Source organism: Marinobacter sp. ELB17 (genome assembly GCF_000169375.1).
Classification (GTDB): domain Bacteria; phylum Pseudomonadota; class Gammaproteobacteria; order Pseudomonadales; family Oleiphilaceae; genus Marinobacter.
The window spans coordinates 150,907-174,273 of record NZ_AAXY01000006.1 but is presented as its reverse complement, the minus strand read 5'-3'; the positions used below and the strand labels follow the sequence as shown (position 1 = coordinate 174,273).

The 23,367-nt window shown below is 51.4% G+C and carries 18 protein-coding genes and 2 pseudogenes; 17 read left to right on the top strand and 3 right to left on the bottom strand.

The window, feature by feature from the left end; genetic code table 11:
- Positions 1 to 59 precede the first annotated feature (59 nt).
- Positions 60 to 574: pseudogene (locus MELB17_RS23780) on the bottom strand (PLP-dependent transferase).
- 31 nt (positions 575 to 605) lie between these two features.
- Positions 606 to 734, bottom strand: a pseudogene (locus MELB17_RS23775) (helix-turn-helix domain-containing protein); the annotation flags it as partial.
- Positions 735 to 1,346: 612 nt separating this feature from the next.
- Between MELB17_RS23775 and MELB17_RS10055 the strand changes: the two are divergent.
- From MELB17_RS10055 to MELB17_RS26475, 17 genes are all read left to right on the top strand, one after another.
- Entirely contained in the window at positions 1,347 to 2,072 is a 726-nt protein-coding gene (locus MELB17_RS10055; RefSeq protein WP_007350123.1) for a hypothetical protein, read from the top strand.
- A 1,074-nt stretch (positions 2,073 to 3,146) separates the two neighbouring features.
- Positions 3,147 to 4,814, top strand: coding sequence for a sensor histidine kinase (locus tag MELB17_RS10050; protein WP_227498864.1), 1,668 nt, complete (start codon positions 3,147 to 3,149; stop codon positions 4,812 to 4,814).
- A gap of 16 nt (positions 4,815 to 4,830) precedes the next feature.
- Entirely contained in the window at positions 4,831 to 6,219 is a 1,389-nt protein-coding gene (locus MELB17_RS10045) for a sigma-54-dependent transcriptional regulator (RefSeq protein WP_007350121.1), read from the top strand.
- Positions 6,216 to 7,505, top strand: a complete 1,290-nt coding sequence (locus MELB17_RS10040) for an ABC transporter substrate-binding protein (RefSeq protein ID WP_007350120.1) — start codon at positions 6,216 to 6,218, stop codon at positions 7,503 to 7,505. Before MELB17_RS10045 ends, MELB17_RS10040 begins: the two co-directional genes overlap by 4 nt.
- Before the next feature lie 232 nt (positions 7,506 to 7,737).
- Positions 7,738 to 9,018: an ABC transporter substrate-binding protein gene (locus MELB17_RS10035; RefSeq protein ID WP_007350119.1), complete on the top strand. Its 1,281-nt coding sequence runs from the start codon at positions 7,738 to 7,740 to the stop codon at positions 9,016 to 9,018.
- A gap of 143 nt (positions 9,019 to 9,161) precedes the next feature.
- Positions 9,162 to 10,058 (top strand): branched-chain amino acid ABC transporter permease, encoded by an 897-nt coding sequence (locus tag MELB17_RS10030; RefSeq protein ID WP_007350118.1) that lies wholly within the window; start codon positions 9,162 to 9,164, stop codon positions 10,056 to 10,058.
- Complete coding sequence (locus tag MELB17_RS10025) at positions 10,058 to 11,008, top strand: branched-chain amino acid ABC transporter permease (protein WP_007350117.1); 951 nt, start codon at positions 10,058 to 10,060, stop codon at positions 11,006 to 11,008. Before MELB17_RS10030 ends, MELB17_RS10025 begins: the two co-directional genes overlap by 1 nt.
- Complete coding sequence (locus tag MELB17_RS10020) at positions 11,005 to 11,802, top strand: ABC transporter ATP-binding protein (protein ID WP_007350116.1); 798 nt, start codon at positions 11,005 to 11,007, stop codon at positions 11,800 to 11,802. The genes MELB17_RS10025 and MELB17_RS10020 overlap by 4 nt, the downstream gene beginning before the upstream one ends.
- Positions 11,795 to 12,451 (top strand): ATP-binding cassette domain-containing protein, encoded by a 657-nt coding sequence (locus MELB17_RS10015; protein ID WP_007350115.1) that lies wholly within the window; start codon positions 11,795 to 11,797, stop codon positions 12,449 to 12,451. The genes MELB17_RS10020 and MELB17_RS10015 overlap by 8 nt, the downstream gene beginning before the upstream one ends.
- A 9-nt stretch (positions 12,452 to 12,460) precedes the next feature.
- The gene (locus MELB17_RS10010) at positions 12,461 to 13,618 is read left to right on the top strand and encodes an iron-containing alcohol dehydrogenase (protein WP_007350114.1); all 1,158 of its coding nucleotides are present in this window, start codon (positions 12,461 to 12,463) and stop codon (positions 13,616 to 13,618) included.
- 89 nt (positions 13,619 to 13,707) lie between these two features.
- A complete protein-coding gene (locus tag MELB17_RS10005) occupies positions 13,708 to 15,177 on the top strand; it encodes an NAD-dependent succinate-semialdehyde dehydrogenase (RefSeq protein ID WP_007350113.1) in 1,470 nt (489 codons plus the stop codon).
- Between the two features lie 500 nt (positions 15,178 to 15,677).
- The gene (locus MELB17_RS10000; protein WP_227498863.1) at positions 15,678 to 16,601 is read left to right on the top strand and encodes a TRAP transporter substrate-binding protein; all 924 of its coding nucleotides are present in this window, start codon (positions 15,678 to 15,680) and stop codon (positions 16,599 to 16,601) included.
- Positions 16,602 to 16,661: 60 nt separating this feature from the next.
- Positions 16,662 to 17,162, top strand: a complete 501-nt coding sequence (locus MELB17_RS09995; protein ID WP_007350111.1) for a TRAP transporter small permease — start codon at positions 16,662 to 16,664, stop codon at positions 17,160 to 17,162.
- Positions 17,155 to 18,435, top strand: coding sequence for a TRAP transporter large permease (locus MELB17_RS09990; protein WP_007350110.1), 1,281 nt, complete (start codon positions 17,155 to 17,157; stop codon positions 18,433 to 18,435). The genes MELB17_RS09995 and MELB17_RS09990 overlap by 8 nt, the downstream gene beginning before the upstream one ends.
- 34 nt (positions 18,436 to 18,469) lie before the next feature.
- A complete protein-coding gene (locus MELB17_RS09985; RefSeq protein ID WP_036184330.1) occupies positions 18,470 to 19,363 on the top strand; it encodes an amidohydrolase family protein in 894 nt (297 codons plus the stop codon).
- A 1,125-nt stretch (positions 19,364 to 20,488) separates the two neighbouring features.
- Positions 20,489 to 20,689, top strand: a complete 201-nt coding sequence (locus tag MELB17_RS09980; protein ID WP_007350107.1) for a hypothetical protein — start codon at positions 20,489 to 20,491, stop codon at positions 20,687 to 20,689.
- Between the two features lie 2 nt (positions 20,690 to 20,691).
- Positions 20,692 to 20,922: a thiol-disulfide oxidoreductase DCC family protein gene (locus MELB17_RS26475; protein WP_227498862.1), complete on the top strand. Its 231-nt coding sequence runs from the start codon at positions 20,692 to 20,694 to the stop codon at positions 20,920 to 20,922.
- A 189-nt stretch (positions 20,923 to 21,111) separates the two neighbouring features.
- On the opposite strand, the gene MELB17_RS09975 is transcribed toward MELB17_RS26475, so the two are convergent.
- Positions 21,112 to 23,367, bottom strand: coding sequence for a heavy metal translocating P-type ATPase (locus MELB17_RS09975; RefSeq protein ID WP_007350106.1), 2,256 nt, complete (start codon positions 23,365 to 23,367; stop codon positions 21,112 to 21,114).

Sequence of the window (23,367 nt, the reverse complement as noted above, 5' to 3'; positions counted from 1 at the left end):
AACAGTCGCTTGTAGCGATAAGGGGACAGATTTAAAATCTGTCCCCGAGAGTGCCGCAGCTAGTCCGCTAAACTATCCAACGCCTGCTCTAAATCGGCAATTAAATCCCCCGCATCCTCAAGCCCCACTGACAATCGCAGTAAGCCCTCGCTGATTCCCCTTTGTGCCCGGTCTTCGGGTGTCAGGCGGCAGTGGCTGGTGGCGATTGGCTGGCTGACGAGGCTTTCGACGCCGCCCAGGCTGCGGCTAGCAGGAAGATTTGCAGGTGGTCTTCGACGCATTCTGCGGCTTTGCCGCCACCGACTACATTAATGCTGAGCATGCCGCCGAAGCCGTGCATTTGTTGTTTGGCGAGTTGGTGGCCGGGAAAATCTGGCAGGCCGGGGTAGAGTACGCGGCTGACTTTCGGGTGTTTTTCCATGGCGATGGCCAAGGCATTTTCGTTGTGCTAGCGGACTCGTACATGCAGGGTTCGTAGGCTGCGCGACAGAAGCGCTGCCATTTCCGGTGCCAGTATCTGGCCCAGGCTTTTACGCAAGGCGGCGACGGGTTTGGCGAGTTCTGCGCTGGACATGAAGGCGCCGGCGGTTAAGTCGCTGTTACCGAAGATACTCGCTGACCGTGGGGCGGCTGACGCCGCAGGCCGCTGCAATCTGTCGGTTGCTCAGCCCTCGCTCCCATTTGAGGCGGAGGACTTCTTTGATCTTACGCATGGATAACCTCTTCGCAGGCATCTGGTCTTCTCCGGATGAAAAGACTCAGAGTACCGTTAAGTTATCCCGCGCCGGACGGTTTCGATGGGGCAAACCAGGCAACCTGCCGGGGTGGCAGCTTTGCCGTGGAATCAGTGGCAGCTTTCGCGTGGAATGGGTGGCAGGCTTCGTCTGGAATCAGTGGCAACCTTGGTCTGGAATACGCAGACTACGAGAATATCTCGAAAAAATTTGTAGATTAATTCCCCATTTCCAAGGTCACCCGACCCTCCTGTCACTGAAATAGAAACACCCTTTTGCGGATTGCTACAGGATCAGGATTTTGCTAGCTGAAAACATAATCTCTTCATGTGACGCTCTCCGTATAGATTAAATGGAGCTCTTTTGTTGATCATCACTGATGTCTTCGGGTAGGTTTCGTCGGTGGCAAATGGACTTGTCGCGCATAAAAGAACCAAAAAATACCTTTATAGCGCCCTAATGAAGTTAAGCAAATTGACAGGGCCGTTTGGAAAAAGTCGTCCGCACCTGTTCAAACCGATCTAACCTAGTCTACTTTGCCGCAGACGAAACACTAGAGTGCCTGATGCCACTTTTCTTTTTGACACAAAATTAATGAGGTAAGCCCAACGCATGAGCGTTATCTACTATGGACCTGGAAAGCACCCAGCAGGATTTGTAGGATTTATAGTGACACGAACCCCCATAGAGGGATTCAAGCCAGAGTGTTTTTCAACATCACATATACGCGAGCAACTCGATCATGATGTCCGCTTCAAATATCTGCGATTGAAAGCCGAATATCTTGATACGGCGTGGGAAGCCGAAATTTTGATCCTCCAATATCGCCGATTTGTGTCTTCAAACGATCCTTCAACCGGCTCAGATTGCGGAGTTGGTGTTCATGGGATTACAACGTCATTTGTTCTCGATCGCCAAAAAAAGTGGCAGGCTTGCTTCCTGGTATCTGCGTCGACTTCTGGGACGCACCGTCGAGAACAGCGAGAATTTACATTCCGAAACCTTCTGTTTTCACAAGTGTGGTACCAGGCCGTTGAGTTCTGGGCGAGAGAACATGAAATTCTTCGCGATGACACAGTGCGCGTACTTGCCAGCCCCCCTGCCCCTGAACAGTTCAAACGACTCCGTCGAAACCTTAACGACCAAAAAGGAACAGACATCCCTATCGAGGCTCTCTCCCCGGTGTTCGAAGAGCAGCGGGCGCTGCTGGCCCATCAACGCCGTGAGAAAGGCAAAGCTGCACGTAGTCCAGCACCGACTCAAGGCACGGATACTGATCCGTTACAATCAGAGATGGCGGCTTGGTTTCAGCACCAGTTACACAAAGCACAGCCTTAAAACTGATCTTTTAGGAAACTCTAGGTCTGTCAACTATTGGGAAAACGCGCGCGCCGCACAGTGAGTAAGAACGGGAAATGGGGAGACATCAATGATGTTTGATCCGGTACCCCTAGTAGCAATGGCAGGTCACCTTCGTTCGTATATTTGCGCCGGCAGTTATCCACATTTTTTGGGGATAACATGACGAGTAATCGCAAGCGGGCAGTAACGATGTGTCAAACTAAAGCTGAATAATTTATGGCCACTTCGATAGAAAGCGCATGGTGATTAACACTAAAGTGCTTGGAACGATTAAGTATGCTGCTGGGTGAGTTTTTGCTGCCGGTTTCGTCTATCGCTGCTTTATAAGCTTCGGTTTCTCTAATCTCGCGATAGCTGGCATCAACATTGGTACTGGCTTGATAGCCATAGAGCCTGCCGCACTTGCCTCGCAACGGCTGGGTAAGCTGGGCGAGGCACGTTTGTAGAATTAAGCCGACGGAATCGATATGCTAGTCGTCATTTTTGACGCGTGATCCGTTACCAGATTGCGGCTGGACTCAATGCTTGGTTGCTATCGTCTTCGATCAGGCATTATTTTCTGTTGACGTCGAAGCGTGTTCTCAGTTCGAATACATGCCCTACCCTCGTTAGTCAGTATCGTTGCTTGGAGGGGGTGAACTTCTTAGACTCAAGGGCCGGACGAAGCCATTGAATGCAGTCACGGATGTGTATCTATCGCTGCAGCAACCGGTGAGGTGCATGGCTGCTAGGCCAACGTGAATCGAAGGGGCAGCTTACTTCTCTGCTAGCTAAACAGCTCTCAGCCTAGTAATGTTCAGCGAACAAAAAGACGACAATCTGAAAAGTGATTTTCAGATTCAACGATAAGTGCTTAATACTGTTACTGTTTACAGCCATGTTCGCCTATTTGTTCCTGCGCTTTTCGGTGTCGAAAGCGATATGCTGGTTTCGTGCACTAGACGAATGTCCCGTCATTTAATCAGCAGCGCTTGATGTGTCTGCCTTCGTGTCTGAAGAATGAGAAGTATAATCAAACATGACTCGTCTACTCCACCGCGATTACGCACATTGCAGCGCAATGGTTTGGCGAGGCGTTATCTTTTCAGTGCTCTCCTGATTGCGCTAATACCGCTGGCACTACTGGCAATTGTTTACGATACCCAGTACGTCCGAGTCCTAGAAAAAGTCACTGAGAGCCGCACCAACGCTAGGTTATCGGGCGCCGAAAACCTTCTGAGAACTTTTCTCCAAGAAAGAATCTACGAGCTGGAAGGACTTTCCGATGTTCCGGAAATTTTTGAGTGGCTCACCTCTGCACAAGCGGGCGACACGCCCAGCCAGATGATGCTTGCCCAGCTCAGGCAGCAACTCGACAGTCCTCACATTTACGGTGTAGTGACAAAGCCTGCTCAGTTTGATCAACCACAATGGCACCTGACACAGACCTTGCTCAATGGCGTTTCGTGGCGCGCTCTGCCTACCACACGCTTTGCCGGTGCAGAATTGCTGGGCCCGGCACTTCCAACCTCTGAGAGGCCAGGCTGGATCATTCTCCGACTTAGTCCTACCGGGAATCCGGCTCCGGAGGCTTGGATTGGGCTGGTTGTAAGGCTCGCAAGCCTTACAGAACAAATTCAGGATCTTACGCTAGCCGGTTTGCAGGCTCCCCTGATCGTGCCACCTCAAGAAGTGATGCTGACATCTTTGGGCAGTCTTGAGCCGCTCAGACAGCTCTCTCAAAAAGATATTATTTCCCGAGACTTTATTGAAGGATGGCATATTCGCTTGCAGTGGTTGGGTGACCCTCTATTAGGGCCGTTGGAGTCCGCAAGATTTTGGCTGATTTTCCTAGCCATCGCAGCCGCACTGGGCGTTATAGTCCTGTCCCGTCATTTATCAAAGCGGCTTGAGAGACAGATAACCCCTCTCGTCGAGGGCGCCGACCGGGTTGCCAGTGGTGACTTCGAAACGCCACTCAGTATAGAAGGTACAGCTGAAATCGGACATCTCTCGTTCGCACTTGAGCGCATGCGCCTTCGCCTCAAACGCTTGGTAAAGAGCATGGTGGACGTTGAGCGAAGGGCGGTTCTCGGACAGTTCTCCGCTGGGGTCGCTCATGAAATAAGGAACCCTCTCGCAACCATAAAAACAACGATTCAAGCGTTATCTAGAAAGGAGTCTGACCCCAAACGCCAAAAATTGATGGAATCCGTTGACCGCGAAATTGACCGGGTAAACGATGTCGTTCAGCTGTTACTAGATTATGCGCGCCCTAGAGAGGCGACGGCGGGAAAGGTTAACGTCCTGGACGTAGTGGAAACAGTCAAAATTCTCGCGGATGCCATTGCCCACAGTCATCGCGTCGAACTGATTCAGATTGAGCATCCTCCAGTTTTTGCCTGGGCAGATCCATCCCAGATCCGCCAAATCGTTATGAACCTGGTGATGAATGCAATCCAGGCACTCGAAGGCATGGGAGGGCGGGTTACTATCCGAGTCAAGCAACATGGGCTGGCGGTTTATATTTCAGTCAGCGATAACGGTCCAGGGGTCACGTCTGAACACTTAAGCCACCTGACCGAACCGTTTTTTACAACCAAAATCAACGGTACGGGACTGGGTCTAGCCATTTGCAAGCAACTGGCACAGGCAAACAAAGGAAACTTGAGGTTTCAAAGCGTCTCCGGCGAGGGACTAAAAGTAACTCTGCAGCTGCCGGTGTATTTGAACAGCTAGATCGTGGAATTAACTGATGCGCAAACCGACAATTTTGATTATCGACGATGAGAAAAACCTCGTCGACATTCTGATTTTTTCTCTGGAAGAGGAGGGGATGACTGTTTTCGCGGCATACACGGGTAAGGGTGGCCTTGCCCTAATTGAAACCGAAACTCCCGACATCGTTCTCTTGGACCTCAAACTGCCGGACCACTCGGGTTTCGACATTTTAGATATCATTAATACAATGTCTGCTCCGCCCACAACCATAATGATTTCTGCCCACGGCGATACTCGCGCAGCCGTAGAAGCCGTTAAAAAAGGCGCTCAAGACTACATCACCAAACCCTTTGATCTGGAGGAATTAATTCTTCTGATCTTGCGCAACCACAAGCAAAGGCAGCTGAGCGAAGAGGTTGTCTACCGGAGGGAAAAGGATACTAATACCCACGGTCTTAGTGGAACGAGTAAATCGATGCAAACGCTGCTTCAGCAGGTAGAGCGTATCGGGAAAAGCTCGGCCCGCACTATTCTGCTTCAAGGCCCTTCCGGGAGTGGTAAAACAATTATCGCCAAGGCACTGCATTCAGAGAAAGATAAACGCGCGCCCTTTATCTCTGTTAACTGCGCTTCTCTTCCCGAAAATCTGATAGAAGCAGAACTCTTTGGCGCCGAGAAAGGTGCCTATACCGGCGCGGATAAAAGACGTATTGGCTTGGTCGAGCTAGCGAGTGGAGGAACTCTTTTCCTTGATGAGATAGGAGAGCTACCAATGCCCCTCCAGGCGAAACTACTGACCTTCTTAGAAACTCATCGGTTCCGGTCGGTAGGGGGCCATACGGAAATTGAGGCTGACATTCGGGTTATTGCAGCTAGCAACCGCGATCTACAGGCCGAAGCCCGATCTGGCTCGTTCCGGGAAGATCTTTTTTATCGTCTGAATGTTATGCCGCTGCGCATCCCATCTCTTGCGGAACGCAGGGCAGACATTCCGCAACTGGTTGCAGATTTTTCAGCAGATCTTGCGCTGCAGGAAGGATGCAGTCCAATCACCATTCCGCCGGATACCATGGCGCTTTTGTACGACTATCAATGGCCCGGCAATATCAGGGAACTGCGTAATACTATTGAGCGGCTGACAATTCTCCACGCGGGGGAGGCAATTGCACCGGTTCGGTTGCCTCCTGAAATTGCTGGCGCTAATTCTGCTCGGAACACCGAGGGGGTATGCGCAGGCGCTGGCAACGCACAGAGCGACGACTCATTGTCGAGTGAAATGGCAAAGCGTGAAGCTCAGTGTATTTGCGACGCGCTTATGCAGTCACGGGGTCGGAAAGGTGACGCGGCAAGCGCACTGGGCATTTCTCGGCACGCCTTGAAACGGCGAATGCATAAGCTTGGGTTGAGAGGAGATGAGTTTTGACCAAAAAAAAACTTGGCAATAATTATCGTTACTTACTGTTCCTTAGCACCATTTTTTTGCTGCTAAACTCGACAACACCAGTCTACGCAGAGGGGTTAGGCGCCTCAGAAGATCAGGCCGACATTACCGTTGGCTGCCTTTACCCAATGTCTGGCCGGGCAGGTATCCTGGGGCGCGACTCGGTAGTCGGCATACGCCTAGCCCTAAAATACCTCGAACAGCAAGCATCTGCGGATAGCCCTCGCCTGCGGATTCTGCTTGGTGATACCAAGTCTAAGGTTTCAACGGCAACTACCCTAGCTCGGCGTTTTATTGAAGACGAAGGCGCCAGTTTTTTGTGTGGCGTCGTTAACTCTTCTGTAGCCATTGAAATTACATCCATCGCAGAAGAGACCGGTGTATTTTTTATCGGCACTGACCATGCTTCATCACGACTCACTAGCGAGTTTCTCCATGATCGCTATTTCAGGGTAACCAACGATACCCAGCAATCAATGACTGCCGGGGCCTTGTTCATCAGGGAGTACTTTTCAGACCACTTATCGCAAAAACCGTTGCGAATATCCTATCTCGGACCCGACTATGAATATGGCTACCAGGTGTGGGCTGATTTCCGAGAGGCCCTTGAGCGTTTCAATGTTGACTATGAGATCGCCGGAGTTCTGTGGCCAAGGCTGAACGAACCAGACTACAGTCATTACATCAATGAACTGATCAAAGAGAAACCCGACCTAGTAGTAAACAGCCTATGGGGCGGTGATTTTGTAGCCTTCGTGACCCAGGCCACAAATACCGCGCTGTTTCAGGGTTCACGTTTTGCCAATTTTGAGAAAGGTGGTGATTATGAAATTTTCGCGCAACTCGGAAACCAAATGCCCTTGGGTCTTCTTTTAGCGTCGCGGCATCATAACAACTGGCCTGAAACCGACTTTAATCATTGGTTTGTGGAAGAGTTTCGACGCAAGACCGGATATTACCCTTCATCCGGCGCGCAAGGTGCATTTACTGGCATAGTCGCTATCGCAGAAGCCGTGAAAAAAGCGGGCGCCAATTACCAAGACCCAACAGCTATTCAACAAGCGTTCGAAACGTTAACACTGACCACTCCCGAAGACCCTATCGGATTTCAGTCTTACATGGACCCAAACTCGCACCAAATCCAACAGGTCATGGCCATTGGTGAAACCGTGTCCGATGATCGCTACCCCCCAGCAACGGTGGTCCTGGGAAACTGGCACATCTACTCCCCTGCCGAACTTGAACCTGGCCTTATCAAACCAAATTGATCGGTTTCCGCTCATGAGCGCTCATGTCAAATGAGCGGAAATCGCTCAATTTTCTCTTTTTTTAGAAAACAGAATTTACTTCATATAAATCATAAAGATAGAAAAACCCCATTCTGGCACAGGACCTGCAATTCTAATATGCCGGCCTGCTAAAGCGTCGGACAGGACGACCAGAAATAACCTACTGGTCGTCCGACCACACGACACAAAAACAATAGTTTGGGGAAAAAAAATGAAACACTCTCTGCTGACCGCAGCGACGGTTGCCTGTGCCATGACAACAGGCGGACTGAGCTTAAATGCGTACGCCGCTGACGAATACAAATTGGGCCTCGTTACCTTTCTTTCCGGTGCGGCTTCCGGCCCATTCGGTATTCCTGCCAAAAACGCCGCAGACTTAGTCATCGACGCCATTAACGACGGAACCCTGCCCGCCCCGATCAAAGGCAACGGCATTGACGGTCGTATGATTACCCCGGTTTATCTCGACGAAGCCGGTGGCGCCACCAAACAAACCGCAGAATTCCGCAACTTAGTAGAGCGAGATGGGGTCGACGCTGTTGTCGGTTACATTTCTTCAGGTGACTGCCTTGCCATTCCTTCGGTAGCTGAAGAACTGAAAACGCTGACCGTACTGTTCGACTGCGGCACACCTCGTGTATTTGAAGAAGCCGATTACAAATACGTTTTCCGCACAACCGCCACGGCAAGCATGGACAACATCGCTGCTGCCCGCTACGTGCATGAAAACTTGTCAGATTTGCAAACCATTGCTGGTATCAACCAGAACTATTCCTGGGGTCACGACAGCTGGCGCGATTTTACCGAAACTCTGAAAGTTCTTCGCGGTGGTGATATTGAGATTACCACCGAGCAATTCCCGAAATTGTTTGCAGGTCAGTACGGTGCTGAAATCTCAGCGCTGCAAGTGAATTCTGCTGATGTCATTCACACCTCATTTTGGGGCGGGGACACCGATGCATTCGTATTGCAGGCAGCGGCTCGTGGACTGCTAGCAGACAACGAGGTTATTTTCACCGCCGGTGAAACAGCGCTGAACAGCTTGGGCGAACACCTACCCGACGGAGCGATTATCGGTGCCCGTGGCCCATTCGGCCCGTTCGCACCTGAAAGTGAGCTGAATACCTGGTTCCAAAACGAATTCACTGAGCGCTTTGGCACACCGCCTACCTTCCCCGCGTACCACATGGCACAAGCTCTGATTGGCCTAAAGCTTGCGCACGACCAAGCCGGAGTTGGCGCTTCCACCGACGAAGTCATCTCTTCGTTCGAAGGTCTTGAGTTTTACGGCCCGGGTGGCAAGGTTGAAATGAGCCGTGGCAAAGGTCATCAGGCTGCTACCGAGATGGTTTATGGCCGGCTCACGCGGGTTGACGGCGAGATCACATTCACCGACATCACCCGTTACCCAGCAGACTGCGTTAACCCGCCAGATGGTACTGAAACCCTTAAGTGGATTCAGAGCGGCATGCCAGGCGCTGAGTGCAACTAATCGTCCCGACCTAGCACAAGATTCATCGCAGGCCCCGATCGGGGCCTGCGATGAATCTACCCACTGATCTTTCACCCCTGTTCCACCCTAATTCGGTAGCCGATTGGGCAACAAGGGTCGTGCAAAGAATCGGGAGTATTCAAATGAAACAACTTTTAGCAATCCTCGTGGATGGCTCGGTCTACGCGTCCTGGCTGTTCATCATTTCTGCTGGTCTCACGTTGATTTACGGGGTCATGCGCATCCTTAATATGTCCCACGGCAGTTTCTATGCCTTGGGCGCCTATTCCGGCGCCTCCATGGTGGGCTGGTATTTCTCCACAGGTTCTGTGCCTTGGTTAAGCTTTGTCGTTTTAATCGGCGCCGCCTTAGCAGCTGGTGTCACCGTTGGCCTGTTGGTGGAACGGGGCCTATTGCGCTTCATGTACGGTCGAGACGAAGTGGTTATGATTTTGGTGACCTATGCCGTCCTATTGATCATGGAAGACGCTATCAAACTGATTTGGGGTGTTGAGCCTTACTTTGCGTACCAGCCTTACACCATGCTGGGGCGAACGAAATTCATGGGACTGACATTCGCAAATTACGATTTCATGCTGATTGGTGTGAGCATCCTCATCGGACTAGCACTCTGGTATGGGCTCAACCGCACCCGAAACGGAAAACTGCTTCGGGTGATCATCCATGATCGTGAAATTGCCGGGGCGCTGGGAATCAATGTATCCAAAATTTTCACTATTACCTTCGTGATCGGTGCAGGAATAGGCGCGCTGGCCGGTGCGTTGACCGCTCCAGGCCTATCCGTCGTTCCAGGCATGGGAATCGAAGTGATCGTGCTCGCCTTTGCCGTGGTGGTAATCGGTGGCCTGGGCAGTATTTCCGGGGCCTTGGTTGGCGCCCTGATCGTGGGCATGGCTCGGGCTACTGCCGTACATCTATATCCGGAAGTTGAACTGTTCGTTATCTACGCAGTGATGGGTCTGGTACTGGCATTTCGTCCACAGGGCCTTTTTGCCGTTGCTAACGCGAGGAAAATCTAATGAGTAAAAGATCCCTAGCGCTGCTATTAATCCTCGGGGTTGCCACCCTCGTGGGCGGCCTACTGTTGCCAAACTGGATGTCCTATCTGTTCACGATAGCCATGGGCAAAGGCCTCGTAGTTCTGGGCCTAGTGTTGCTGATGCGAGCGGGGCTGGTGTCCTTCGGACAGGGCCTTTACTACTGCTTGGGCGCCTACGTTGCCGGCATGCTGACTCAGTTCGCCGAAGTCACTGATGTACTTCTGATACTTTTAGCCTCAGTCAGTTTTAGCGTTGTCATAGCCGCCATTATCGGGCTGCTGCTATGTCGATATAGAGAAATCTTCTTTGCTATGTTTTCAATGGCTTTTTCCATGATTCTTTATGGTCTGTTGGTACGCAATCAGGTGCTTGGCTCAACCGACGGCTTCAACGTTGCCAACCCAAGTTTGCTAGGTTGGGCCCCTGGGCCAGAAGGTGCCTCGAACTTGGTGTTGGCTGTAGCCGTACTTCTAGTGTTCACTCTCGGCATTTTGGCTTGGCGTTATCTCAAATCACTTTCCGGTTACGCCGGCGAAGCAGTCCGTGAAAACGAGATTCGTCTGGAGTATCTCGGCGGCTCAGTGTTTAAGATTATCTACGTTAAATACATCATTGCTGCAGGACTAGCTGCTATCGGTGGAACTGTCACCGCACTGGTCAGCGGCCATGTCGACCCCGAAATGGCCTACTGGACCACCTCCGGCGAGTTTGTCTTTATTGCCTTAATGGGTGGGACTGGACACGTCGCAGCTCCGATCATTGCCGCGGTGTTGTTTGAGTCTCTGCGCACCTACGCGTCTGCCGTTGCCCCTTACACTTGGCAAATGATTCTCGGTTTCGCACTGTTGGCAATAATCCTGTTCCTGCCTTCCGGCCTCTGGTCGCTGGTTGAGCGTTTCCAGAACAAGAAACCGAGGAAAGCCCCATGAGCGCTTTATTGAAAACGGTCAATCTAGAAAGAACCTTTGGTGCTGTCATCGCCGCGACCGATATCAATATTGAAATTAACAGTGGTGAAATCGTCGGGGTTATCGGTTCCAACGGTGCCGGCAAGACTACCTTTATTAACATGGTAACCGGGTACATTCAGCCGTCAGATGGCGATATTCTCGTCCGGGGGAAATCGATTATTGGAAAATCACCCAGAGAAGTGTCTCTAGCGGGTGTTGGTCGCTCTTTTCAGATCGCCCAGTTATTTCAGGAATTGACCGTTCTAGATAACATTCTGATTGCTCATGGCTTCTCCGTAGATCGCAAATTGAACTTCCTGAAGCCCCTGCGATCCGCTGACAAGGTTGGAAAAGTCCGTTCGGTGCTGCGTGAATATGAGATCGAGGAGTATGCCAATGAAGTCGTATCGACGCTGCCACAGGGCGTCCGAAAGCTCCTTGATATCGCCATGGCCATGTTGTCGAAACCCGGCCTGATGCTGCTGGACGAGCCCACATCCGGTGTTGCCGTTGAGGACAAATTCCTCCTCATGGATACCGTCATGGCAGCAATACGAAAGAGTAACGCGGCCACCTTGTTCGTTGAACATGATATGGAAGTCGTTCTGCGCTATGCCGACCGAGTATTGGCGTTTTACGACGGCCGTGTTCTGGCCGATGGTCCAACTCAAAAAGTTCTGTCAGATCCCAAGGTACAAGAACTTGTTGTGGGCCACCACCTGGATTTGAGTGACGTAAAATACGCCACCAAGAAGGACTCCGACCATGCTTGAACTCAAAAACGTAACCACTGAAATAGCGGGCACTACCATTCTCCGTGAAGTCAGCTTCTCAGTTAGCAAAGGCTCCATGGTCGGACTAATCGGCCGCAACGGTGCCGGCAAAACGACCTCACTTCGCTCGATTATGGGTTTACTTAAACTGAAATCTGGACAGGTCATCATTGATGGCATCGACATGACCAAACAAAGCTCGTTCGAGCGCGCCGGTATGTCGATCGGCTATATGCCGGAAGATCGTCGCTTAGTGCCGGACCTGACTGTAGAGGAAAACATTATGGCACCGGCATGGGCTTGTAAAATTAACAACGCCGGTGCCCGACTGGCCTGGATTTACGAAATGATGCCAGAAGTTGAAGTCTTTTCCGATCGCCGCGCGTTGCAATTATCCGGTGGCCAACAAAAGCTGGTCGCCTTGGCTAGAGCCATGATGACGGGCACTCACCTGTTATTACTCGACGAACCTTTTGAAGGCGTGGCTCCCGCCCTTTCGCGACGACTGGCCAGTGTATTAAGCACGCTGAAAGACGAAGGCCTGACCGTGCTGTTGTCGGAATCGGACCAGTCGCATTCAGCAGATCTGATCGACAAAGCGTTTATGATCGAACGAGGCAGCGTTAAGCCATTGGCGCCATTGACCTAGGAGATAATCATGACAGCATTTACCTTTAACACGACCAAAAGCATCATCTGTGAACCAGGATCCATCAAACGTCTTGGCACCCTTGTGCGAGCACAGATTGGTAAGAGCGTTCTGTTGGTGACCGATGCGGGCCTGATCAAAGCGGGCTTGCTGGGCGCCGCAACAGACTCTCTGACTCAGGCTGGCGTAAGCTATCGCGTATTTGATGGTGTTGTCGCCGACCCCCCCGTTGCCGTGGTGGAGGCCGCCCTAGCGGAAGCCCGAGCGGCAAACATCGACGGCGTTATCGGTTTCGGCGGAGGCTCCTCAATGGACGTCGCCAAACTGATTGCGCTATTAATTGGAGGCGGTGAAAAACTGGAAGACGTCTACGGCGTTGGACAGGCCAAAGGCCAGAGACTCCCGCTGATCCAGATCCCCACCACTGCGGGCACGGGCTCTGAGGTGACGCCTATTTCAATCATCACCGTCGGTGAAACGGAGAAAAAAGGTGTGGTGGCGCCTCAACTGCTGCCAGACATTGCCCTACTGGATGCCGAGCTTACTCTTGGGCTGCCAGCTCCTGTAACGGCAGCAACGGGTATCGACGCCATGGTTCACGCCATTGAGAGTTATACCTCCGCATCCGCGAACAACAACCCCGTGTCGCGGGCTTTAGCTCGTGAAGCCCTTCGATTGCTCGGCGCTAATATAGAAACAGCGGTAAAAGAAGGCAGCAACGTTCAGGCGCGTTCAGGCATGCTCCTGGGTGCCATGTTAGCCGGACAAGCCTTTGCAAACTCGCCGGTGGCAGCAGTGCACGCTTTGGCATACCCGATTGGTGGCATTTTTCATGTACCGCACGGGCTTTCTAATGCGTTGGTGTTGCCCCATGTGATGCGCTTTAACGCCAGCGTTTGCGCCGATGCCTATGCCACCCTGGCTCCAGATGTTTTTCCGGACCTGGCCTCCGCTCCAAAAGAACAGCGAGTCGGCGAGTTCATCAATCGCCTTGAAGCACTGAGTGCAGACCTGGGGCTTGAGCAAACCTTGCGTGAAGTCGGTATTGGTGAGTCTGATCTGTCAGTCATGGCAGTTGATGCCATGAAACAGTCCCGCCTACTAGTGAACAACCCAAGAGAAGTCTCGGAAGCTGACGCACTGGCTATCTACAAAGCCGCATTCTGAAACAGCCGCCCGACATTCGGGCGTCTACCGGTCGCCCATCAGGCAAAGTCGTTCACATGCGGCAGCGCCTATTTTGATTGAGGTTAGTTATGTCACTTGAGCTTAAGAATCCGGAACTTCTGCGCGATCGCGCCTATATTAATGGTCAGTGGACAGCGGCACGTTCCGGCAAGACCTTTGATGTTACCAATCCGGCCAACGGCGAGCACCTAGCGAATGTTCCGGACATGGACGAAACAGACACCCGTATAGCCATTGAGTCCGCTGAGACCGCATGGCCAGCTTGGCGTTCCGCACCGGCCAAGGAACGAGCCAAGATCCTGCGAAAGTGGTTCGACCTCTTGATGGAAAACCAAGAAGATCTAGCCCGCCTGATGACCGCAGAACAGGGCAAACCCCTGGCTGAATCCCGCGGTGAAGTTGGCTACGGAGCCAGTTTTATCGAGTGGTTCGCAGAGGAGGCCAAGCGCGCTTATGGAGACGTTATTCCCAGCCACGGCAAGGATAAGCGCATCCTCGTGATCAAACAGCCGATTGGCGTAGTTGCCGCGATTACACCCTGGAACTTCCCGATAGCCATGATTACCAGAAAGGTCGCACCAGCACTCGCTGCGGGCTGCCCGGTTGTGGTTAAGCCTGCCGAAGATACGCCGCTGTCCGCCCTGGCCATCACGGCACTTGCGGAACAGGCAGGCGTGCCAGCCGGTCTGATCAATATTATTACCTGTTCAAAACCCAATGCGGCAGCAGTTGGTGGGGAATTAACGGGCAACCCCGTTGTCCGCAAAATATCCTTCACCGGCTCCACGCCCGTTGGCAAGTTGTTGATGCGCCAGGCTAGCGATACCGTCAAGAAAGTCAGTCTGGAACTGGGGGGCAACGCACCGTTCATTGTTTTTGACGATGCAGACCTTGATGCAGCTGTCATCGGCCTGATGGCGTCTAAATACCGCAACACCGGTCAAACCTGCGTGTGCGCAAACCGCGTTTATGTTCAATCTGGTGTTTACGATGCCTTTGCCGAGAAACTAAAAGTTGCTGTCAGCAAAATGGTGGTGGGTGCTGGCCTAGAAGGTGATACAGAACAAGGGCCGCTGATCAACAAACCAGCGCTGGATAAGGTGAAACGGCACATTGCCGATGCCACGTCTAAGGGCGCTAAAATTATTCTCGGTGGACAGCCGCATGCACTGGGAGGCACATTTTTTGAGCCGACCATTCTTATCGACGCCACTCAGGACATGCTGATCGCTAGCGAAGAAACCTTTGGTCCGGTCGCCCCTTTGTTCCGGTTTGAGACCGAAGAGGAAGCCATTGCCATGGCCAACGATTCAGTATTTGGTCTTTCGGCTTATTTTTACAGCAATAACATTCATCGTATCTGGCATGTCGCGGAAGCACTTGAGTCCGGTATGGTCGGAATTAATGAAGGCATTATCTCCACTGAAGTGGCTCCGTTCGGTGGTGTCAAAGAGAGTGGTCTAGGCCGCGAAGGTTCTCATTATGGTCTAGATGAATATATGGAACTAAAATACCTCTGCCTTGGCGGTATGCGCTAACTCGTCGGCGACGTTCGGGGCTCCGCGATGGAGAGTCGCCAGAGGCCCTAAACGCGCTGCTACGGAAGCCCCTAGACCAAGGCCGCCAGGTGCCCAAATCATCATCATGGATCAACACGTGCAATTGATTGCCCGTGTGTTCGCGAACAGATAATCGCGATAGGGCCTGGACGAGCAGAACACCTGAACGACATGCGCCCTGATTTGCCCAGCCCACATGCCCTGTGGTTCTGTGGTTCTGTGGTCAATCTCGTTTTTTTTGGCGTTGAATACTAAAGGGTTCTTATGATCACTGCTAAAAATAACGGACCAATCCGTTTACGCTTGTACAAAAAATTCATGCCAGCTATCTTACTACCAGTAAACGACCAGTTTAGTGCCACATGTATTTGTCAATAACAAAAAATAAAGAGCTAACCATTATGACTATATATAAACATTCTCGATCCGGATTTTTTTTCGCGTCTGCCCTTGCGGTCAGCTTGTGCGCAGGTAACGCTATGGCTGCTACCGAGATAAAGCTTGGCTGGACGACCTCTGATAGTGAATTAGATCCCTACGCCATAGCGGCTCGCTATTTTGCCGAAGAGCTAGAAAAGGCCGCCCCTGGGGAATTTGATGTATCGTTTTTCCCAAATCATCAACTTGGCAACGATACCGAAATGCTCGAAGGACTGCAGTTTGGTACTATGGATGCGGGTGTCATTACTGGCACTCAGGTGGGTCAGTTGGACACGGCATTTCAACTCAATGACCTCCCTTTTCTTTACGCAGACAGTGCGCAGGCTCACGCAGTTTTGGACGGTGCCGTCGGCGTGGAACTATTAAAACGGCTTGAATCCCAAGGAATAAAGGGTTTAGGTTTTGCAGAAGCTGGATTTCGCCAAACTATTAATAATAAAAAGCCGGTTACAAAACCTGATGATTTTCAGGGTATCAAACTGAGAGTTCAACCCAGCGACTTGTTTATAGACAGCTTCCGCGCGATTGGTGCAAACCCGACTCCTATGGCCTGGAGTGACGTTTTTACGGCAGTACAACAGGGGACAGTAGATGGATTGGAAATCCCGTTAGCTGTTATTTATGCCAACAAATATCCAGAAGTCACCAAATATCTTTCATTAACCAATCATACTTACAACGCCCTCGCGGTACTTATGTCAAAAGACGTATTTGATAGGCTATCTGAAGATCAACAGAAAGCCGTTCAGGATTCTTCCAGAAAGGCGATTGATCGTCAGCGAAAAAAAGTTGCGTCGAATGAAGAGGAAGTGTTGCAGAGAATTAAAGATGCAGGCATGCAAGTAAATGAGATCAGTAATGTCGAACTCTTTCGATCCAAAGTTGCCAGCGTTTATGACGAATATAGCGAAGCGATCGGTCCCGATCTGCTAAATAAGGCGCTAGATCAGGTAAGTAAGTAATCAGATAGCACTGGCAATCCTCGCGCGATGCGAGGGTTGCCTAAACGGAATCCTGTCTTAATGTATCAATATTTGAATGTTGCCAGCCAATGGGTGGTTAAGGTTTCTTCTTTCTTAGGAGCAATCAGTGCTCTGGTGATGCTTACGAGTCTCCTCGCAGGCGTATTCTTCCGATATGTGCTTGATGCATCTCTGTCATGGAGTGGGGAAATTGCCACCCTCTCCTTCATTTGGACCATATTTTTGTTTTCTAGTGCTCTTGTCCGTAACTTCGGTCATGTCCGAGTCGCCATTTTACTCGACTCCCTGCCTCGCCTAGTCGCTGAGATTTTCGAAAGAGTCATCCTCCTTCTAATTTTGATTTTTGGTTATATCTTACTCACCACTGGATGGGATTTTACCGAATTTACAGCCAATCGCGTGTCTGCGGCAGTTCGTTATCCTATGTGGCTACGCAACGCAGCAATTCCGGTTTGCGGCGGTTTAATAATTTTCCATTCGGCGGTTCTGTTACTGAGCCCAACCCTGATACGGGATCTACCTGAGGTGACGAATGGGTGATATCGGTACAGTGATGATCATTGGACTCTTCGTAATGTTGGTACTCGGGGTTCCCATTGCCATAACACTGGGACTTATTACCGCGATTGGTGTGTGGATGGCAGATAGTAATCCCATGATCATGGCCCAGCGATTTCTCGCAGGTGGCTCAGTTTCCAGTCTTCTGGCCATTCCAGGATTCATTCTGGCTGGAGAACTGATGAGCGCAGGCGGCCTCTCTCGCCGTCTTGTGCGAGTAGCATCGGTGTTTTTTGGTCATCTGACCGGAGGTCTTTCAATGTCTACGGTTGTAGCCGGCACTTTTTTTGGAGCCATTTCTGGATCCGCCCCTGCCACTACCGCTGCAGTGGGTTCGATAATGATCGACGAACTCGAATCCAAGGGTTATAAAAGAGGCTATGCTGCAGCGCTAGCGACAGCTGTTGGCCCGCTCGGGCAGATGATTCCTCCCTCTATCCCTATGGTGATTTGGGGCGTTTTGGCAGAAGAGTCTATTTCGAGGCTTTTCCTGGCCGGAGTTATACCCGGGCTTATTGCTGCGCTTGGCTTCTGCGTTGTCAGTGTTCTCTATGCTCGCCACATGAAAATACCCTGCGAAAAACGTGCTACAAAAACAGACATCTTGTTCGCGCTGCGGGATGGATTCTGGGCCCTATTGGCGCCTTTAGTTATTCTCGGAGGTATTTACAGCGGTATTTTCACCCCCACCGAAGCAGCGACAGTGGGTGCATTTTACAGTGCAGTTGTCGGTCTATTTTTATATCGCGACCTCAGCTTTAGGGAGCTACCTGCGATTCTGGCCAAGGCCATGCGCACAACCGCTGTAATTATGTTCATCATTGCCACGGCGTATGGGTTTGCCTGGGTGATGGCAAGCGAACAGATTCCTGGCAGGCTTACCGAGAGCCTGATGGCTCTTACCACCAACCCACTTCTTCTGCTTTTAATCATAAATCTTATGCTGCTAGTTTTAGGCGCAGTAATGGACAACATCTCAGCCATGGTAATTCTGAGCACTGTGCTGATCGGACTAGGTCAACAAATCGGTCTGGATCCTATCCAGCTCGGCGCGATGGTAGTTATAAACTTTGCAGTGGGAATGGTGACTCCGCCCGTTGGCTATTCTATTTTTGTTGCATCCAGCATCAGCGGGCTGCGCGTCGAAACAGTATCGCGCCATATCTGGCCGTTCCTATTGGTACTGCTCGGAGTCGTTGCGCTGATTGCTTATGTACCCGCCGTAACGCTCTGGCTTCCCAGCCTGTATGACTGAACGTTATCTCAATGGTTAAGAGGTGATTCCCACAATGATCGCAGCTCCCGATATCCCGGCGCCAAATCCGAATCCCGGTCAGCCATCTGAACGACTACCTGCAGGTGCTTGCGACACCCACGCCCACCTGTTCGGGCCCCAGGAACGCTACCCCTTTAATCCGAACCGAAACTATACGCCGCCCGACGCTAGCGAAACGGCTTATCGACACCTCTTGAAGACTCTAGGATTTAACAAAGCGGTTTTAGTCCAGCCAAGTGTCTATGGGACCGATAACAGCAGGATGCTGGACACTCTCTCAGCCAGCCGTAATGACGACGAAATACAATGGCGCGGTGTGGCCGTTGTTGACCGCAATGTCAGTGACGGTGAGCTTCAGTCCATGCACAATTTAGGTGTGCGGGGCATTCGTGTGAACCTAGTATTTGCCGGAGGAGTGACATTTGAAGACGTAAAAGCCCTCGCTGATCGCATCAGGACCCTGAACTGGCACGTCCAATTCCTCGTTGATGTCTCAAGTTTTGAGCGTCTAGCAGATAAATTGAACAGCTTACCAGTACACTCGGTCGTTGATCATATGGGACACATCCCGACCTCTCGCGGCGTTGAACACCCTGGGTTTAAAGCTCTCCTGAGCCTCATGACCGAAGGGCGAACTTGGGTAAAACTCACAGGCCCCAATCGCATCAGCGCATTTGATCAAGCACCATTCACGGATGTTGATCCCTTTTTCCAGGCGTTACGCGAAGCTCGCGAAGACCGTTGTCTTTTTGGTACAGATTGGCCACACGTTAAGTTACCGGGCCCCATGGCCAATGATGCTGCTCTGGTTGATGAGTTTTTGAGGTTGGTTTCGGGGCCGTCCACTCGCCGGGCCATCTTGGTAGATAATCCAACAAACTTATATCAGTTCACCAATAACGATTAAATCGTTATCCACTCACTTATAAAAGAATCAGAGATTAAGCAATTTAGTTCGCAAATCCAAACCATTAACACCTACGTTTGGACGAGCCAGCATTCGTCGGCCGAGAAGATGTCTCCACACCTGTCGCTGAGGCGCAGCTCATCCACGATCACATCACGGGCTCGATGCTCTGCGTCATTGATGATGCAGCCCATCTTCCAAACATTGAAAGGACCGCAGAATTCAACCGAGTGTTGAAGCATTTTCTCTCGCGACTCGACGCAAGCACTTTAGAAGCCAGGGATTAGTACCGGCCTACTTTCAGCGCTGAACATTCGGGCTTTAAAGAGCTATTCGCGATCATGGAAAAGGGCTGTTTCTGCTGAGCGAGAGCAATTCAGCTACACGTAGAAACAGCCCAGTCACTTGCTTGCTTCAGTGAAGCCCATCATTTCATGATTGGAGCCAATTCGCGCTTTCAGCCATCGATAAGCTTCTAGCGCACTTTTAAAGACACACTCTTCGGTGCCGCACCAGATCAAAGATGCGGTTACTGTCGATTTATAGCCACCTAAACTGGTGAAAAAATGGAAACGTAACCATATGATTTAAAACGAAAGAAAAATGCCGTAATGAGCGATAAAGCACGCAAAGAAAATTAGCTAAAACACTGATTTTAAACAATTAAACCTGTCCAATTAGGCAGGACTGCAACTCCGTTAACGCCGGTTCGATTCCGACCCGCGCCTCCAATTTTATCAGTACATCAAAAACTTTTAGTGGCGTTTAAGTGCACTGCACAATAGTGCAAGTAATGAGTTTTTATGAGTTCAGAGCCCTTCCCCCTGATCAACCTAGACCTTCATTTTCTAGCTTTTTCACGCAAAATTATGAGCGTGACCCCGATTCGCTTTAGCGGCTCAATTAACCGATAGCAGTCCACCATCGCTTTTGTCTCACACAATCCGAACCCCAGAAGACACATCTTATAAAAATTATTTAATATAAATCTTAAAGAATGTGCCCTAAGCTTAACCTTTAATTAGATGAGAAATGGCTCTATACGTCACATCACTGGGGCGCAGCAGAATCTGAAACCGATTCACGCAAACCGGAGGTATGAATCCATGAATCTACTGGACCATCATGGTGGGCATTGTCAAAGGCCAGCGCGAGCTTGTGGCAGAAAAGGCTCAGGGCAGCCATAGTATCTTTATACTCAAGCAGAAAATGACTCCGGAAGACCGCAAGGCACTAATGGCTGCTATACCAAATGCGTTTTTGCAGCGGGATCGTGCGTTTCACGAGATCAGCGCCGACCTGGTAGATAGATCTAACGCGAGATAGTTATGGATTATAATCAGATAGTTATCTTTGATAGAATATGCAACTTCTGCAATGGAGCAGTAAATTTCATCTTTAAAAGAGATTCTAAAGCAGTCTTTAAATTCGCTCCGGCGCAGAGTGAAATAGTCCAAGAGCTTTTATTAACGTATCAAGTTCCTGAAGTAGGTTATGACTCTTTTGTTCTGATAAAAAATGGAAATCCTTCTTACGCACAAACGCAGTGCTTGAGATAACACAAGACCTTGACGGTTTCTGGTTTATGTTTAGAGCCTTTAAAATTGTACCTGCTGTTGTTCGGAATTATTTTTACAGGATTCTTGCTTGAAATCGATACACATTATTTGGCAAACGAGCCGCGTGCATAATGCCGAAAAAGGAAGTGCGTGATAGGTTTTTAACATAAAAATCTGCAATCGGACGGCCTACTGAACGGCAGAGACCTTACTATTCGGATCATCACCAGACACCTCCTTCTGCATACGCAAGCTGTTAAGCAGAACACACACGCTGCTGAGTGACATGGCAATGGCCGCAATGACGGGCTGAACCCAACCGATAACGGCTATTGGGATCACTACAGCGTTGTAACCTACTGCCCAGAACAGGTTCTGGTGCATAAGCTTTCGGGCTCGTCGCGCGAGATGCAGAGTGGCAGGCACTTTGGCGATGCTCTCGGTCAGATAAACGGCCGCTGCTGCACCGGTGGCAGACGCGGCATTACCTACGGCAATGCCAAGCCTGGCAGCCGCCAGGGCGAGGCCATCGTTGAGGCCGTCACCTACGAATACCGCATTAGTTTGCTTCTCGAGAGTCTCGATAAAACGGTGCTTCTGCTCGGGGGAATAGCCGGAAAGAACACGGATGGGTGAAATTCCAAGGCGTTCGGCCAAATCAAGGCATGCGTTGCGCGTATCGCCGCTGAGCAGGTAAAGGGTATAGCCCTGGCGACTCAGCTGGCGGATAGTCGACTCAGACTCCGGCCTGAGTGTCTCCTGAAAACCGATTTTACCCGCGTAAAGGCCTTTGTAAGCCAAGTGAACGCTCATTCCGGTATCCTCGGTTATGGGTACCTCTACACCGTGGTTGCGGAGCCAGCTCGCTTGTCCGGCCAACGCGGTATCTCCGCCATTGATCCAGCGCGTGCCTGCGCCTGCAAAACTCTCTCGTGTGCCTTCGGGGGCTGTTACAAACGAAGATCCCGCATCCGCCAACAACCCCCGGGCGACAGGGTGCGTCGACTCCCTGAGAATGTCCCGAGCTAGCTGCCACAGTGTGCTTTCAGTCCATTGGCCCGCCGGCGTGATCTTGTCTACGCTGGGTTCGCCCGTGGTCAGGGTGCCTGTCTTGTCGAAGACAATAGCGCCAACCCCTGCGGCAGCCTCTAGTGCAGCGGGATCCCGCAAAACGATACCACGGCTGATCATATTGGCGTGGCCCATGGTGATCACCAGCGGAATGGCGAGACTAAGTGCACAAGGGCAACTTATGATCATGACGGCCAAGCCACGGGCTGCCGCTTCCGGGGCAGAAACGCCTTGAAAAAGAGCCAAAACCACGGCCAGGGCGGCCGCAGTCACAATGACCGGCAGCAGAATTCGGGCAATCCGGTCGGTCAGTCGCTGCAAGGTGGTTTTGCGGCTGAGCAGAGCGCTGATGGATCGCGATAAGCGGTCGATCCGGCGCTGGCCAATGATGGCGGTTACTGTTAGTTCAAGTTCACCTTCAACCAACTGGCAGCCTGCAAACAGCTCGCCCCCCGGCCCAAGCGATTGCGGCAGGTGCTCTCCGGTCAGCATGGACAGATCTGCCTGACCATGCCCCCGGAAAACGTTTCCGTCCAATGCCAACTGGTCACCGGCCTGGAGAAAAATGCGTTCGCCAGCGCTAACATCCTTGGCTAGGCGAGTTTCGAGCTTGCCGTCAGAAGCTTTTACGGTCACCAGCTCGGGCACATCTTGAAGGTAGCGTCGAATGACCTCCGAGGCGCGCCGGCGCACGCTGGTATCCAGCAGTCTTGCGATCAGCTGGAAAGTGATCAGCATAATGGCCGCATCGAAGTACACATGGTGGCTGCTGGAAAAAAGCTGCCAGGTTGAGATGATACAGGCCGAAAAAACCGCCAGAAAAATTAAACTGTCGAGGCCCGGCGCGCCAGCAATCAGCGTGCGCCAGCCTACGCGATAGAAGTGGGATCCGGAGTAAAGTACAACGGGCACCGCGAACAGACCGCTGGCCAGAGCGAGCGGCCACAGAACTTCCGGCTCTGCCGCTCCGAACGGTGCCAGATAAATCAACAAAGCAGGCATCATGCTCCACATGCCAAAGACAACCGCCACCGCCAGTCGTCTTTGCAGGTGCTTGCGCACGGACTCTGCCTGGAACTTGCTCCGCTCGGGATCAACCGAATCGTGCAGGCGATAACCCAATCGGGCGACGGCATGCTGAAGATTCGCTAGCGGAGGTTTTTCCGTGTCCCAGCAGATAAGTGCTACGTCGGCCGCAAAATTAACCGCCGCGTCACGAACGCCCGGCTGTTTTTTTAACAGTGCTTCTACGGCAATAGCACAACTACCACAGTGCATCCCCTCAATCATCAGGATTTCCTGGCGCTCAGAATCCCGGTGCTTGGGCTCCCTGTGCCGAGATTCCTGTGCTGTACTCGCGTTATTGGCGGGCAT

Bases quoted from the DNA above. Each gene is read 5' to 3' on its own strand.
- MELB17_RS10055 (WP_007350123.1), top strand. From the start codon at position 1,347: ATGAGCGTTATCTACTATGGACCTGGAAAGCACCCAGCAGGATTTGTA.
- MELB17_RS10045 (WP_007350121.1), top strand. From the start codon at position 4,831: ATGCGCAAACCGACAATTTTGATTATCGACGATGAGAAAAACCTCGTC.
- MELB17_RS10035 (WP_007350119.1), top strand. From the start codon at position 7,738: ATGAAACACTCTCTGCTGACCGCAGCGACGGTTGCCTGTGCCATGACA.
- MELB17_RS10030 (WP_007350118.1), top strand. From the start codon at position 9,162: ATGAAACAACTTTTAGCAATCCTCGTGGATGGCTCGGTCTACGCGTCC.
- MELB17_RS10025 (WP_007350117.1), top strand. From the start codon at position 10,058: ATGAGTAAAAGATCCCTAGCGCTGCTATTAATCCTCGGGGTTGCCACC.
- MELB17_RS10020 (WP_007350116.1), top strand. From the start codon at position 11,005: ATGAGCGCTTTATTGAAAACGGTCAATCTAGAAAGAACCTTTGGTGCT.
- MELB17_RS10015 (WP_007350115.1), top strand. From the start codon at position 11,795: ATGCTTGAACTCAAAAACGTAACCACTGAAATAGCGGGCACTACCATT.
- MELB17_RS10010 (WP_007350114.1), top strand. From the start codon at position 12,461: ATGACAGCATTTACCTTTAACACGACCAAAAGCATCATCTGTGAACCA.
- MELB17_RS10005 (WP_007350113.1), top strand. From the start codon at position 13,708: ATGTCACTTGAGCTTAAGAATCCGGAACTTCTGCGCGATCGCGCCTAT.
- MELB17_RS10000 (WP_227498863.1), top strand. From the start codon at position 15,678: ATGGCTGCTACCGAGATAAAGCTTGGCTGGACGACCTCTGATAGTGAA.
- MELB17_RS09995 (WP_007350111.1), top strand. From the start codon at position 16,662: ATGTATCAATATTTGAATGTTGCCAGCCAATGGGTGGTTAAGGTTTCT.
- MELB17_RS09990 (WP_007350110.1), top strand. From the start codon at position 17,155: ATGGGTGATATCGGTACAGTGATGATCATTGGACTCTTCGTAATGTTG.
- MELB17_RS09985 (WP_036184330.1), top strand. From the start codon at position 18,470: ATGATCGCAGCTCCCGATATCCCGGCGCCAAATCCGAATCCCGGTCAG.
- MELB17_RS09980 (WP_007350107.1), top strand. From the start codon at position 20,489: ATGGTGGGCATTGTCAAAGGCCAGCGCGAGCTTGTGGCAGAAAAGGCT.
- MELB17_RS26475 (WP_227498862.1), top strand. From the start codon at position 20,692: ATGGATTATAATCAGATAGTTATCTTTGATAGAATATGCAACTTCTGC.
- MELB17_RS09975 (WP_007350106.1), bottom strand. From the start codon at position 23,367: ATGCCCGCCAATAACGCGAGTACAGCACAGGAATCTCGGCACAGGGAG.